Origin of the sequence: Actinophytocola glycyrrhizae, assembly GCF_042653545.1 — a bacterium.
GTDB classification, from domain to species: domain Bacteria; phylum Actinomycetota; class Actinomycetes; order Mycobacteriales; family Pseudonocardiaceae; genus Actinophytocola; species Actinophytocola glycyrrhizae.
The window spans coordinates 26558-40249 of record NZ_JBHSIS010000031.1; the positions used below are offsets into that span (position 1 = coordinate 26558).

Sequence of the window (13692 nt, forward strand, 5' to 3'; positions counted from 1 at the left end):
CCCGATCGGGTGTCTGTCGGATCACACCGGTCCGACGCTCCTTTCCGGACCGAAGTCGTCCCGGCCGGTTCCTACCGACGCCGGTTTTCGCAGCCCGGCCTCGGCGCACGGCCCAGGTCTGGCGACCAGCAGCGCCGACACGAGGATCGTCGATCTCTGAACCGGTGCGGTCGCTCTTCCTGGGTGCCACACACCCAGGAAGAGCGACCCTTCTCCGTTTTCTCGCCCGGCACGAGGATCGACCCAGGAGAGAGGAAGGAGACGTCACCATGCCGGAACACGACGTCGTCGAGGGCTGGATCAAGCGCTACGTGCACGCGTGGTCGACCGGTGAACGGGCCGACATCGAAGCGCTGTTCACCAGTGACGCCGAGTACCACGAGTGGCCGTACGAGACGGACTGGATCGGGCGCGACGAGATCGTCGAAGGCTGGCAGAGCCGCGACGACTGGCAGCGGAACGGCTGGACGTTCCAGTGGGAGATCCTGATGATCACCGGCGACACCGCCGCCGTGCGTGGTCGTGGCACCTACACGGAGTTCGGCGAGTTCGACAACCTGTGGACTCTGACGTTCGCGCCGGACGGCCGCGTCGACGTGTTGCGGATGTGGAACAACCAGGCGGAGAACTGAATGCTGGTGGCGTGATCGACACTACCTCGCGGCTGCTGCGGTTGCTGTCGTTGTCGTCGTCCCGGCCGCGTTGGACGGCGAGCTCGCGGACCGGATGGACATCACGGAGCGCACCGTGCGGCGGTTCGTGCCCACCAGGGTGGCCTCCCGGCTGGCGCCACGGGCCGGGTGGTGTTGCCTGACAATCCCCCGACGCGGTGCGGCAACGCGCCCTCGCGCTGGCCGACAGCAACACCACAGCCGCTACCTCGGTTCCAGCAGGACGAACTCGGCCCGGCCGGACAGCACTCCGTTGATCTGCAGTTCGAGCGCGTGCCGCCCTGGGTGGTAGCGGCGGGTGGTGATCACCCGGAACGAGTGCTCCCGGCTGAGCTGGTAGGTCTCGCCGGGCTCGACGGTCCGGGTGGTCAGTTTGAAGGTCTTGCCGGTCAGGCTGCCGTTGGCCTTGCGGTGGTGGACGATGTAGTCGATCGCGAGCCGTGCGGGCACTGGTTCGAGGTTGCGGACCGAGGCCGTGAACGACAGCGTCTCCCCGATCGTCACGGTGTCGGAGGCGAGCAGCGGGCCGGTCACGTCCAGGCGCGCGGGCGCGAATCCCAGCAGTGCCAGCGCACCGGGATGCCCCTGCTTGACGAGCGTGCGCAGACCATGCCGCACGACACGCGCGGTGTTGTCGGTGTCGTGGCCGGGCGCGGCCAGCCACGCGGTCGCGGTCGCCACGACGAGGTCCGGGTCCCGGCGACTGATGTCGTTGAGGTGGTTGGCGACCGAGCGCCGCACGTACTCACTGTCGTCCCGGTACAACGCGTCGAGGATCGGCACGGTGACCCTGGGCTCGGCGGCGATGCCGGGCACACGGACAGCCCAGGGCAGCAGCGGACGCGTTCCCTCCGACGCGAGACGGCGCACGTCCTCGCTGCCGGACCGGGTCCAGCCGAGGATCGTGTCCAGCGCACGCCCGAGGTCGTGGTTGAGCAGGGCGCGCAGCGCGAACTCCGACGACAGCCTCGGCGTCAGCTCCACCAGCAGTGCCAGCGCGTCGTCGAAGGTGTCCGTCCCGCCCTCGTCGATGGCCTTCGTCGCCACCGCGCTGGTCACCGGCCAGATCAGCCATCCGGTGAACGACGGCGCCTTGACGGCCGCGGCGCGCATGGCCGCCGCGAACGAGGCGTAGTCACCCGGCAGGTCGTCGAGCAGGGCGTCCCGCACGAGGTCGCTGCGTTCCCGCAGCGCCAGCGGCGTCAGGGCGGATTCGGCCGCGCGAAGTCCGGACAACCGCGCCCGCGGTGACACGGTCCGCAGGGCCGTGACGAGGGCGCGGACGGTGTGGGCGCCGATCAGTTCGTCGGCGAAGGGCATGGTGGTGCTCCGTCCAGAGAAGCCCGGGGTCAGCCCGCCGGGTACAGAGAAGCCAGATAGGCCAGTGCTTCCGCGCTGCGGCTGCCGGGCTCGGCGGTGCCGACGAGCAGCTGCTGGCCGGGAGCGTCGTGAACGTCGAAGGTCTGGTAGGTCAGCTCGACCCGGCCGGCGTCGGGGTGGACGAAGACCTTGAACGCCCGCGTGAGCGCGCCCACCGACTGGTCGAGCCACAAGTCGCCGAACTCCGGCGAAACCTCCAGCAACTCCTCGACAAGACCACTGATCCCCGGATCGTCGGGGAACCGCCCGGCATTGAGCCGCAGGGCGTGTACGGTGGCACGCACGACGACGGGCCATTCGACGAAGACGTTCCTGGCCTCGGGGTGGGTGAACAGAACCCGCACCATGTTCCGCATGTCGCCGAACGGGGCCAGCAGCGCGTTCGCGAGGGTGTTGGTAGCCAGGACGTCGAACGAGGGGCCCAGCACGTAGGCGGCCGAGGCCGGGAACGCCTCCAGCAGCCGCAGCAGCGATGGATGGACCTGGTCACGCCCGGTGTCCGGGCCCAGCCGGGGGTTCAGCCCGGCGAGCCGGAAGAGGTGCTCCTTGCCGTCCGCGGTCAGCCGCAGCGCCTGCCCGATGGCGGCCAGCACCTGCGCCGAGGGATTGCGCTCCCGGCCCTGTTCGAGGCGGGCGTAGTAGTCGGCGCTGACGCCGGCCAGCACCGCGACCTCTTCCCGCCGCAGCCCCGCGACCCGGCGGCTGCCCCCCGCCCCGGGCAGCCCCGCGTCGGCGGGGTCCAGCCGGGCGCGGTTCGCACGGAGGAACTCACCGAGAGGGCTGGCCGAGGCTGTGGGCATACCCGCGATGTTAACCAGGGCTGACACGGGGACCGTCACCATGCGGTTCATGCCCGCTGGAACTCCTTCGCGGACAGGCCGTTGATCGTCGTGTTGCCCTGCTGGTAGCCGACACCGACCTCGTCGAGGAACGGATAAGGGTACTCCAGGTGCGGCGTCGTGAGCGCGTCCAACTCCGCGAGGTGCGCGGCCGTGAGCGTCACGTCGATCGAAGCGAGGTTGTCCGCGAGCTGACGCGGGGTGCGGGCACCGACCAGGACCGAGGTGACCTCCCGCTGCTGGCGGACCCACGCCAGGGCCACGGCCGCGACCGTCGTGCCGAGCTCCCCCGCGATCCTGGCGAGCACGTCGAGCAGGGCGAACGTGGCATCGGTCAGCATCGGCGCGGCATACCCGGTCCGGCCCGAGCCGGCCACCTGCGTCGTCTCCCGCGAGTACTTGCCCGACAGCACACCGCTGGCCAACGGGCTCCACGGAGTGACCCCGAGGCCGAAGGCACGGGCGGCGCCGAACTGCTCGCCCTCCACGGTGCGGGCCAGCAACGAGTACTCCACCTGCAGGGCGGCCACGTTCTCCCAGCCGCGCAGGGACGCCGTCGTGACCGCCTGCGCGATCCACCACGCCGGAGTGTTCGACAGGCCGATCGCACGCACCTTGCCCGCCCGCACCAGGCCGTCCAGAGTGGACAGGGTCTCCTCCGCGGCGGTGTGCCGGTCCCACTGGTGCATCCAGTAGACGTCGACGTAGTCGGTGCGCAGGCGGCGCAACGACCCCTCCAGCTGGGACACGATCGCCTTGCGGCCTGCCCCGCCCGCGTTCGGGTCGTCGGGGAACAGGGTGCCGCCGAACTTGGTCGCCAGCACCACCCGGTCCCGGACCCCCGCGCGCTCGGCGAAGTAGGCGCCGAGGGTCTCCTCGGACGCGCCGCCGTTGTACTGGTTCGCGGTGTCCAGGAAGTTGCCGCCCGCGTCGAGGTAACGGTCGAGGATCCTGAACGAGTCCTCCTGCGCCGAGCCCCAGGTGCCGTCGTCGAAGGTCATGGTGCCCAGCGCGAGCGGGCTGACGCGAAGACCGGAACGGCCGAGAGTGCGGTACGAGTCGAGCTGCATGAGCTGGTGTCTCCTTCGGGAGCGTGAGTGCCTGTGCTCTCAAGACTCCCGGCGCCGCCAGATCCGAGGAAGGACACGGTTTCCTGGGTGTGGCACTCCTAGGCTGCGCCCCCTGGGAGGGGCCGCCCCGTAACGGGCCGACTCTCAGCGCGGTGGGCCTCGTCGTGTTGCTGGCCGCGAGGATGAGCCGGCCTCACTGCTGGGCAGTGTGTGACCGGTTGCGGAGCTGTCAGCTCACCCGGGGGTCGGTGATCCCTACGAGGCCGAGGCCATGACGCACAGCTCGCACGGCATGCCGGCCAGTCTCGGCAACCACTGCAGGTCGTCGACGGGCAACGACATACCGCAGCGCGCCGTCACCATGGGCTGGTGCAGGACGTCCCGGACCAGCTTGAACACGTGCACCACGCGGCGGGATTCGGTCGTCGTCCCGGGCTTGAGGCGGCCGAGGACTACTACCTCATCGGAATAATCATGCGGGGCCGGGGTGGGGTCGAGCGTCGCTCTGTTGTCCAGCGCTGCCTTCGGCTCCGCGGTCAGTGCGCGGAATCCCTGTGCGACAACATCGACGATCCGGTGTCCTGCGACGTCCACCACCCGTGTCACCTTCCCCGACTTGATTCAAGATTAATCATGATGCACGATTAATCTTGATGTCAAGACGAAGTTGATCGAGGAGGTGCGAGATGGTACGCGAGCAGTTGGTCCGAAACGGCGATGTCCTACCCGATGACGCGTGGCGGTCGGCGGGGCTCTGCGGCCCCAACGGGGGCAACTGTGTTGAGGTGAACCTCGGCGCCGTCGGAGTGGTCGGCGTTCGGGACAGCAAGTCGGCACCCGGTCCGGTGCTGACCTTCGACGACGCGGGCTGGGCCGCGTTGCTGGCCGAGACGAAGTCGCGGCACTGGGCCTTCGGGTAGCGCACGCCGGTCGAATCGGCGATTATTCCTGGATGTTGAGCGCGTCCTCACCATGACCGCGGAGCTGTCCTCTGCGGGTGGACTACAGTGATCCATTCGTTGGTCCAGGAGTGAAGAGCGGGAGACGCCGGTGTCCAGCACGGTGACATCGCGGCGCAGACAACTCGGCAACGAGATCCGTCGCGCCCGGCTTGCGGCTGGGATGACCCAGCAGGAAGTGGCCGCGCTGCTCAACTGTGGACAGGGAAAGATCAACAAGATCGAGGCGGGTGCCGTCTCGGTCAAGCAGTCGGACCTCAAGCAGATGCTGGCGGCCTTCGGGGCCAGCAAGACCGAGGTCGACATGATGACGGAGCTGGCGCGCGCCAGCTCGCAGCGCGGCCAGTGGGCCGGGTACCGGTCCGCGGTCCCGCACTGGTTCCGCACGTTCACCGATCTCGAACCCGCCGCCTCCGAGATCCTGAGCTGGCACGGCGAACGCATCCCGGGACCGTTGCAGTCCGAGCACTACATGCTCAAGCAGTTCAGTGAGGCCAGGGCGACCGACGTGACGTCGCTGGTGCGCAACCGGCAGGAACGCAAGCAGGTCTTCGACCTCAAACGGCCCCCGTACTACCGGTTCATCCTCGGCGAAGCCGTGTTCCACCGGATGCCGGGCGGTCCGAATCCGTCGGTCGCGCTCGACCAGGTCCAGCACCTGCTCGACCTGGAGAAGGCCTACGCGAGGACCTTCATCCACGTCCTCCCGTTCGACACCAGGCTGTCGTTCGTGCCCAACGACTTCACGATCATGAGGTTCTCCGACGCCACCAGGGACTTCGTGTTCGTCGAGCACGCGGCCGGTGGCGTCTACATCGAGGACGAGGGCGATTTCGAACTGTTCGTGGACGCCTGGGACCGGCTGCGCGGTGCGGCTCTCGAACGCGGCGAGACGGTGGAGTTCCTCGAGAAGCTCGCCGAGGACCTCCGGACGCGGATACAGATATGACACACGGTGGGAAGGACCAGGAATTGACCGACACCGAAGACGACCCGTTCCCGCCCCAGGGTGTCGACCTCGATCGCCCCAGCGTGGCCCGCGTGTACGACTGGTACCTCGGCGGCACCGCCAACTGGGCGATCGACCGCGAGTTCGGTGAACGTGCCGTGTCCATGTTCCCCCTGCTGCGTCCGATCGCGATGTCCAACCGGCTGTTCCTGCACCGGATGGTGCGACACCTCGTGCGCCTGGGGGTCAGGCAGTTCGTCGACATCGGCGCCGGCGTGCCGACCATGGGCAACACCCATCAGGTGGCCGACGAAGTGGCTCCGGATTCGCGAGTGGTCTACATCGACAACGAACCGGTCGCGGTCGCACACTCCCAGGTGCTGCTGGAGGAGAACGGCGACCCCGACCGGCACGCTGTGATCAACGCCGATTTGCGCAACCCGGACCGCCTGTGGCAGCGGGTCATCGAGACCGGCGTGATCGACACGGAGCAGCCGATCGCGCTGATGTTCATCGCCGTGCTGCACGTCCTGCAGTTCGACGCCGACGGCGTGGACATCACCCACCGCGCGATGGCGCGGTACCGGGAGTTGCTGCCCGCCGGCTCCTATCTGGCCATCTCCCACGGCACCGCGGACGGCGTGCCCGACGACATCGCCGAACAACTGGCCGAGCTCAAGAGGATGTACGACACGTCGAGCAGCCCGGTGCTCTGGCGTCCCAGGGACGAGATCCGCAAGTACTTCGGCGACTTCGAACTGTTGCCACCAGGCATGAGCTGGTCCCAGTCCTGGCATCCGGAGGAAACCGGGCCCAACTCCCCGGTCATCGAGTTCGACCAGGCCAATCAGGCCGTGATCTGGGGCGGGGTGGGCCGCAAGCCCCCGACGCGTTGAGAAAGCACGGCTGATCACGCCGACGCGGTTCCCACGCACCAGGTGACGGTCAGCTCATGCGCTCGGCGATGGACGTGGCGAGCGGTTCCAGTCGGCCGCGCATGTCCTCGGCGGTCCAGTCGGCGTTGCCGTTGGAGAGGCCACAGTCGACGGTGACCAGGTGGAAGCCCGCCGTGAACCGCAGCGTGAAGTGAGAGGCGCTGCCGACACCGAAGACGGCCCCGTCACCGATGCCGGGGATCTCGACGGCACCATCGATGCGCTCCCGGTTCCTGTCGAGCTCCGCCTTGGCCGCTGCCGGGTCCGGGTGCTTGGTCACCGTGACCTTCGGGGACATCGAGCCGTCGAGGAACGTGGTTCCTTCCGGGGCGGGGAGCCCCGCGTTGGGTGGGGCGGTGAACCGGCTGCACGTGGTTCTCAGCGGTGAGGTGGCAGTGGTGCTGTAGGTGCGGCGGACGTTCGTCGGGTTGACGACGTACTTCGTCGCCGACTGGAAGTCCGCGCCGGTGTAGACGGTGCAGGCGTCGATGACCACTTGCTCGCCGCCCTCGGAGAGGTCACCGAGCCCGCGGGGTTCGCTGGGCGGGTTGACGAAGCCCCTGGTGATCGTGTCCACGACCCCCGCCATGGTGGTGTCGGGAACGGCGGCCTTGCGGTTGGTCCAGACCACGCTGAGGGTCGCCGAGATGTTGCGGTGCCGCCAGTGCACACGGGCCCCGCCGTCGAGGTCCTCCACGACGGCCCCGTCCACCCCCGGGAGCGGCCGGCCCGCGGCGCGAGGCACGGGAGCCTCGTTCGCCGTCTGCTTCAGCTCCAACGTCACGCTGTGGAAGACCGCGCCGTCCCGGTCCTCCGGCGAGACGTGGCAGCTCGAGGTCAGTCCATAGGTCCACGCGGCCCGGGCAGGGTCCTCGACCCGCGGCAACGGGTCGGCGTAGGTCTCCTGCACATGCAGCCTGCCGGAACCGGCCGACCCGATCAGGGAGACCACACCGGACGGATCGAAGACGCCGCAGGCGTTCACGTAGGGGTGTCCGCCGACACAGTAGTCGCCGGTGCACCCGCCACCGTCCCGCGCGCTCCCCTCGCCCGGCCCGTCGCCAGTGGACTCCCGGACGAGCAGGTAGGCGACCCCCGCGGCGGCCAGCACCACCACGAGGCCCACGACAGTCCACACCAGACCGCGCCGCCTGGGCGGCGGGGCCATCGGCATGCCGGGACCAGGCTGCTGCCCTGGGTAGGGCGTCCACGGCAGCTGTCCAGGCACGGGACCCTGGCCGGGTCCCGGGGTTCCGGGAGGCGGCGGGCCCTGCGAGTACGGCGACATGGCCGCTACCCAACCACATCCCGACCGGCCACAAGAGACAATCGAATGACCTCGATGCGAGGCCCTGGTCAGTCGGTGAGGGGACAGCGCCGGGTCTCGCCGCCGACGCGGACCACCAGACAGCCGCCGACCCGGTCCACTCCGCGCTCGCACCACCTCCGACCTGCGAAGACCATGGCAGATCGATCGGACGCCCAGATCGCACCCTCATGGCGATGTGGGCACTGTGCCAGGGGGTCTGCTCGCCGTAGGGCGACTACTCGTGGATCTCGGCCCGCTGCCACTTCGGTGCCCAGCCCCTGTTGTACGACCGGGACCACAGGCATCCGTCGCTGCCCACACCGATGCACCAGAGACGGAACGCGCTGGTCGTCGCCCCGGCCACGTCGACGAAGTCGTCCGGGGTCTCCAAGACGCCCCAGTCCGACCAGGCTTCGCCTCCCTTGTGCCACCGGTTGCCGAGGTCGCCTGCCTTACCCGCCACGAAGATCTCCTGGTGGTCCACGGCTCGGCGGAACACGGTCACAGCCTTCGCCGACGAGCCTGGGTGACCCCAGTTCTCCCATTCATGCCAGGTGTCCGTCCAGAACCAGCGATGCCACACGTTGCCGTCCCGGTCCAGCAGGAAGAGCTCCAGGAGGTCGTCCTTGGGTGAACACGCCGCCACATCGGTTCCCCCGCCGATCTCCGCCGAGTGCCACTCGGACCAGGTCGAGGAGTCGTCCCACTTCCAGGAGTGCAGCAGGCGCCCGTCGTCCAGTACGGCGTACAGTTCGCGGTGGCCAGGCTTCAGACTCGCCGCGGAGATCCGCACAACCCGCGCGTGGCCGGATTCCGGTGCTGGGACGTTGCGCCACGACGACCACTCTCCCCGGTCCCGCCTGCGGCCACGGAGAACGCCCTCCCTGTCGACCACGTAGTACTCCACGACGTCCCGCGATGGCTGCACCGCGGCGACGTCCCAGGCGCGGCCGGACATCGGGTGTTCAACCCACTGCGCCCAACCTGCTCCTTCGCGAACGGCCGACGACAGCACCGCACCCGATGCCGTGGCGACCACGACCTCCATCACCCCGTCGCCCACATCGACGGCCGCCACCGCCCGGACCACCGGGCTCCTGGCGGCCCGATCGCGCTGGAGGACCACACCAGCGACAAGGGCCACCACGACACCGGTGGCTATCCACACCCACCACCGACGCACCCAGTCCCCATCCACCGGGGCAGTCAGCAGGTTCACTCCGGCTGCCACCACCACGCCAAGGAGGCCCACTCCGACAGGGACACTCCACCGGCTCCTGTTGGCAGATCCGCGCACGCTCACGCCCTGACATCGCATCGGGCCGACACAACGTTCCATGACGTCCCCGTGCCGCTGACGCGTCACGGACGGCACGCTCCTGCCGCCGGGCGGCACCAGCGACGGACCGCATCCGCACACCGGTGTGCGGATGCGGTCCCGAAGCCTGGATCGCGTAGGTCTGTCAGGTCGGTTCGACCGGTAGCCACAGCTCGCAGGTGGCGGTGCTGAAGTCGGCCGCGCGGTCGAGGACCGTGACGATCGAGGGGCCCGGCCGCAGCCGCCACGGGTTGGCGGGGAACCACTCGGTCGCGGTCGCGGCCCAGGTGTTCTGCAGGGTCTGCGGGTGGGGTCCGGCGGTGCGGAAGACCGCCCACCTGCCTGCCGGCACCTCGATGGCGTCGAGGTCGTCGGGGACCGGTGTGTCCCGGGAGACGGCGACGCCGTGCAGGTAGGTCAGTTCGCTGCCCTCCGCGCTGTCGGGGTCGACGTCGTCGCTGACTTGCAGCAGTCCCGCTGGTTCGGTGTCGCCAAGGGCCTTGAGCCGAGAATGCTCCTCCTGCGGCAGTGCGGTGATGTGCTGCTGGATGTGTGGGTTGATGCCGTGGTGGATGAGCGGAACCCGGGCCGCGTGTCCGATGAGCCGGAACGCGGGGCGATCGACGATACGGGTGTCCATGGAGATGTTCCCTTCGACGGTCAGGCGGAACCTGAGTTGCGGTTGTGTCCGAAGGGGGCCTCCGTCGCGGCGAACGTCACGGACGCCTGCGCCGTGGACCGCCCGGAACGCACGTCCGAACGCCTCGGTCGACCCGTAGCCGTGCCGCACGGCGATGCTCAGCAGATCGTCCTCGCCGCGCACGACGTCGGCGGCGGCCACGGTCATGCGGCGCCGGCGCACGTACTCCGACAGTGGCATACCGGCCAACGTCGAGAACATCCGACGCAGGTGGTACTCGGTCGTGCCGAGTGCCCTGGCCAACGCGTCGACGTCGAACTCCTCGCCGAGGCGCTCCTCGACAAGATCGACAAGCTGGTTGAGTGCCGAGATCACGAGATCCCCCTTCCGATGTCGACTCTGGCGGAAGACACCCCGGCCGCGCCCGACCGCTGCGATCCGATCCGATCATTCGATCACGCGCCTGAACCGGACGCGGACCTGACGCACACTCATGCCGAGAGCGGGCATCTATCCGACTTGTGCGAGCACCGTGACAAATCGCGGCAACCACGTCGAAGGACACCGCGCCGTTGCCGTGCAGCCACAGCCCGAATGTGTGGCCTTGGCCGTTATGGTTCGCGGGGTGACCGGCTTGCTGAGCGCTTCTGTCCTTGTCCGCACCTGGTTCGGTGATGACGGCTCGTGGGGGTCTCTGGTCCTGGAGGTTCACACGCCCAGTGACCAAGGTTTCCAGGCGAACATCGCCGTGGTGAACGACCCGGTGTTCGAAGGGCTGACCCCCGAAGCACTGCGGACGGGGCATACGGGTGGGGCGATCGTTTCCTTCATCGCCGACGAGACGACCCTCGTCAATCCCGAGCACCCGATCCTGGCCGTCTGGGTACTTCCGCGCCCCGACGACGACCGACGCGATCTCAGCCCGTTCCGGGTCGTGCCCGCAGCACTGTGGAGCGTGGAGAACAACATCAACCTGGGAAACATGGACTGGGCGGACTTCACGAGATCATCAGCCCGAGACGGCGTCTTCCACGGCTTCTGACGCCCGCTCCCGCCGATGAGCGGTCGCCTCCAGCAGCGGAATCGCGCGAATCCGGCTTGGACCAGGTACGGGCGGAGTACGGGCAGCGCCGTACAAGTGGCGTACCTTAGCCTGCCGTGTGAGCCGAGGGTGCAGGTCGAGCCACGAACACAGGAGAGAACACATGACCGGCCCGTGGCCATGGGAGCGGCGTGCTCCCCTTCCCCGCCCTCTGACCCAGCAGACTTGCGAACGTCTCGGCGGAACCCCATGACAAGTGTCCGGTGCTCTTCGGGCTGTGTCGGCTGGTGCGGTATGTCCAGAGTCGGCGAATCTCGTCGCAGGCACAACTCGACAGTTGTGGCCCCGAACTTCAGGAGTATCAATTGGCCAGAACACGGAGACCGAATACCAGGCTTGTTCCCTTCCTAGCGGCGTCTTTCCTTGCGGCAGGGCTGCTCATCGCCCCACCCGCCAGTGCCGAACCGACGACCATCCATGTCCGCGCCACCTCCTGCTCGGACTCCGGTCCGGGTACCGCGGGGCAGCCGTTCTGCACGATCCAGCACGCGTTGGACATCGTCCAACCAGGACAGACCGTGGCGCTCCACGACAGCGCGACCTTGTACGAGACCCCAACGCTCACCCGGTCCGGAACCGAAGACGCCCCGATCACCATCACCTCGGTTGACGGGGCTGCTTATGTCTGGGCATCAGCCGGTCCGGTGTTCACCATTTCCGGCGCGCACGACATCGTCGTGCGCGGTGTCGAATTTCATGCGGGTGGCGCGTCCAGCGCGGAAGCCATCGTGCTCGACAACGCGTCCCGGATCACCCTGGACCAGCTGGTACTCGTTCCCAAGGCCCAACATCCCGGGCTGCGGGCCACCAACAGTTCGGTGGTGACGGTCAGCAGGAGCAATGTCGCCGGCGCCGTCGGCGGCGTCGGCATCCACGCCACCCAGGGCAGCAGCGAACTGACCCTCGCCGGGAACACGATCACCTACGGCGTCGTCGTCGACGGGTTCACCAACCTCGCCATCGCCGGCAACAGGCTTTACCAGCGCTGCGGACCCGCGCTCACGGTGGCCGGGCCGGCCGATGCCGTCAGCATCCAGAACAACGTGTTCGTGCGCAGCCCCGCCCCCACCTGCCCGGTCAACCACTTCGTCGAGGTCGACACGGCCGCCGCGCCGACGACCACGCTCGACTACAACAACATCACCCACGCCGCCGACGCCTACCTGTGGGCGGGCACCAGTTATGACTCTCCCGCCGACCTGCACTCCGCGACCGGCCAGGCCGCCCACGATCTGATCGCGTCCCGCAACTCACTCACGTCGCTGTACGACAACGCGAACGCGGACGCGCCAGGCGCGCTGATCGAGACCGCGGTAGACCTGCCCAGCATTCCCAACACCGGCGCGGGCACGGTGACCTATCTGGACCGGGGGCCGTACGAGTACGACGAATAAGCGGCCACGCAAAGGGCTGGCGTTGTCCTCGACCATCGTGGTGCCTGGCGAACCACTGCAGGTGACCAGCAACCTCACACCGTTCTGGAGGGCGTCGTTTCACGCCTTCTCGCAACGGGCCGCGAACTCGTTGAGCGGCGTCGTGGCTGGAGCGCAGTCCGCAACCGAGGAGACGTACGGGTCCTCCCGGGAAGCCAGGAGCGAACGCGCTTGCGCCGCGCGGGCGGTGCGAACGCGCGCTCGTGCCGATGCGCGGCCGCCAACGGCAGTGCGTGCCCTGGCGCGGGCTCGGTGCGTTTGCGGGTGATCTAGATGATTGATTCCGTGAAGATCATGTGAAGTGGCTTGGCGTACGGCCCCGTCATCAGACACGACCCCCACACCCCTGCGGGAGCCCGACGGGGGCAGGGCTGATGCCGTGAAAGGCGCGTTCACGGCACAACCGGTGCCGTCAATGGCACATTGACGGCGTTGAGCGCTGTGAACGGCCCATTGACGGCATCCCGGATGCCGTGAACGCGCCTTCCACGGCACCAAACCCCCGGGCGCTCCGCGCCCCGGGCCCGCGAAGGCCCCTGCCCCGCGCAACCCTGATGGTGGCGTAAGCCCACCCGCAAGGGGCTCCCTGCCGTCGACCTGGCAGCGCCCGATTACGCCGTGTCAAGGGGGGCCAAAAGCCCGAATCACAACAAGCAAGAATCGGCCCCCTTGGCGCGGTGTGATAGCCCGTAGGGAGGTCGACGGGATGGCAGGCAGACCCGAACCCAACCGCCGCCGAACAGCCCCTCCGCCACCCCCGAGACCTGCCCGTCCGGCGAGGACAAACCCACAACGCGAACCGGAACCAGCACACGACGACCGGCCGCCCGCTCACACCAACTTCACGGAATCAATCATCTAGTGCTCCGTCAAGAAAGGTTCGGCACGTTTCTCGGCGGCCAAGGCGCCCGCTGGCGGCGTTGGCCGAAAGCCCAAGTACAACCCGGTACGAGCGGCTTCCGGCCGCCTTGCCAGCGAACGCCTGGACCACCGACAAACGCACCAACCTTCCTTGACGAAGCACTAGTGTCCCGCGCCGGAAATTCGCCTACAAAATCGGGCGAGTGACTCGAGGATCTCTTCGGCG

General features: G+C 68.4%; 13 protein-coding genes. 6 read left to right on the plus strand and 7 right to left on the minus strand.

The annotated features are described in order from the left end of the window. Positions 1-269: 269 nt before the first annotated feature. Entirely contained in the window at positions 270-632 is a 363-nt protein-coding gene (locus ACFPCV_RS38410; protein ID WP_378062445.1) for a nuclear transport factor 2 family protein, read from the plus strand. A gap of 243 nt (positions 633-875) precedes the next feature. On the opposite strand, the gene ACFPCV_RS38415 is transcribed toward ACFPCV_RS38410, so the two are convergent. From ACFPCV_RS38415 to ACFPCV_RS38430, 4 genes are all read right to left on the minus strand, one after another. Further along, a complete protein-coding gene (locus ACFPCV_RS38415) occupies positions 876-1991 on the minus strand; it encodes a DNA alkylation repair protein (RefSeq protein WP_378062447.1) in 1116 nt (371 codons plus the stop codon). A gap of 29 nt (positions 1992-2020) precedes the next feature. Then, entirely contained in the window at positions 2021-2851 is an 831-nt protein-coding gene (locus ACFPCV_RS38420; RefSeq protein ID WP_378062449.1) for a helix-turn-helix domain-containing protein, read from the minus strand. A 47-nt stretch (positions 2852-2898) separates the two neighbouring features. Continuing rightward, on the minus strand, positions 2899-3960 hold the full coding sequence (locus ACFPCV_RS38425; protein WP_378062451.1) for an aldo/keto reductase: 1062 nt from the start codon (positions 3958-3960) through the stop codon (positions 2899-2901). Positions 3961-4215: 255 nt separating this feature from the next. After that, positions 4216-4557: a hypothetical protein gene (locus ACFPCV_RS38430; RefSeq protein ID WP_378062453.1), complete on the minus strand. Its 342-nt coding sequence runs from the start codon at positions 4555-4557 to the stop codon at positions 4216-4218. A gap of 89 nt (positions 4558-4646) precedes the next feature. On the opposite strand from ACFPCV_RS38430, the gene ACFPCV_RS38435 reads away from it, so the two are divergent. From ACFPCV_RS38435 to ACFPCV_RS38445, 3 genes are all read left to right on the plus strand, one after another. Then, positions 4647-4880: a DUF397 domain-containing protein gene (locus ACFPCV_RS38435; RefSeq protein WP_378062455.1), complete on the plus strand. Its 234-nt coding sequence runs from the start codon at positions 4647-4649 to the stop codon at positions 4878-4880. A gap of 130 nt (positions 4881-5010) precedes the next feature. Further along, positions 5011-5868 carry a helix-turn-helix domain-containing protein gene (locus ACFPCV_RS38440; protein WP_378062457.1) on the plus strand — a complete coding sequence of 286 codons (858 nt, stop codon included), beginning with the start codon at positions 5011-5013 and terminating at the stop codon, positions 5866-5868. A gap of 23 nt (positions 5869-5891) precedes the next feature. After that, positions 5892-6764: an SAM-dependent methyltransferase gene (locus ACFPCV_RS38445; RefSeq protein ID WP_378062459.1), complete on the plus strand. Its 873-nt coding sequence runs from the start codon at positions 5892-5894 to the stop codon at positions 6762-6764. A gap of 49 nt (positions 6765-6813) precedes the next feature. Here the strand turns inward: ACFPCV_RS38445 and ACFPCV_RS38450 are convergent, their stop codons facing one another. The 3 genes from ACFPCV_RS38450 to ACFPCV_RS38460 form a co-directional block, all read right to left on the minus strand. Further along, on the minus strand, positions 6814-8031 hold the full coding sequence (locus ACFPCV_RS38450; RefSeq protein WP_378062461.1) for a hypothetical protein: 1218 nt from the start codon (positions 8029-8031) through the stop codon (positions 6814-6816). A gap of 316 nt (positions 8032-8347) precedes the next feature. Next, positions 8348-9202, minus strand: a complete 855-nt coding sequence (locus ACFPCV_RS38455; RefSeq protein ID WP_378062463.1) for a DUF8189 domain-containing protein — start codon at positions 9200-9202, stop codon at positions 8348-8350. 373 nt (positions 9203-9575) lie between these two features. Then, complete coding sequence (locus tag ACFPCV_RS38460) at positions 9576-10445, minus strand: AraC family transcriptional regulator (protein WP_378062465.1); 870 nt, start codon at positions 10443-10445, stop codon at positions 9576-9578. Positions 10446-10695: 250 nt separating this feature from the next. Between ACFPCV_RS38460 and ACFPCV_RS38465 the strand changes: the two genes are divergently transcribed. Together ACFPCV_RS38465 and ACFPCV_RS38470 are read left to right on the plus strand one after the other, a co-directional pair. Then, positions 10696-11112 (plus strand): DUF6924 domain-containing protein, encoded by a 417-nt coding sequence (locus ACFPCV_RS38465; RefSeq protein WP_378062467.1) that lies wholly within the window; start codon positions 10696-10698, stop codon positions 11110-11112. 263 nt (positions 11113-11375) lie between these two features. Continuing rightward, the gene (locus ACFPCV_RS38470) at positions 11376-12566 is read left to right on the plus strand and encodes a right-handed parallel beta-helix repeat-containing protein (protein ID WP_378062469.1); all 1191 of its coding nucleotides are present in this window, start codon (positions 11376-11378) and stop codon (positions 12564-12566) included. Positions 12567-13692: the final 1126 nt, after the last annotated feature.

Excerpts from the sequence above, each read along its gene's own strand:
- ACFPCV_RS38410 (WP_378062445.1), top strand. The coding sequence starts at position 270 with ATGCCGGAACACGACGTCGTCGAGGGCTGGATCAAGCGCTACGTGCAC.
- ACFPCV_RS38415 (WP_378062447.1), bottom strand. The coding sequence starts at position 1,991 with ATGCCCTTCGCCGACGAACTGATCGGCGCCCACACCGTCCGCGCCCTC.
- ACFPCV_RS38420 (WP_378062449.1), bottom strand. The coding sequence starts at position 2,851 with ATGCCCACAGCCTCGGCCAGCCCTCTCGGTGAGTTCCTCCGTGCGAAC.
- ACFPCV_RS38425 (WP_378062451.1), bottom strand. The coding sequence starts at position 3,960 with ATGCAGCTCGACTCGTACCGCACTCTCGGCCGTTCCGGTCTTCGCGTC.
- ACFPCV_RS38435 (WP_378062455.1), top strand. The coding sequence starts at position 4,647 with ATGGTACGCGAGCAGTTGGTCCGAAACGGCGATGTCCTACCCGATGAC.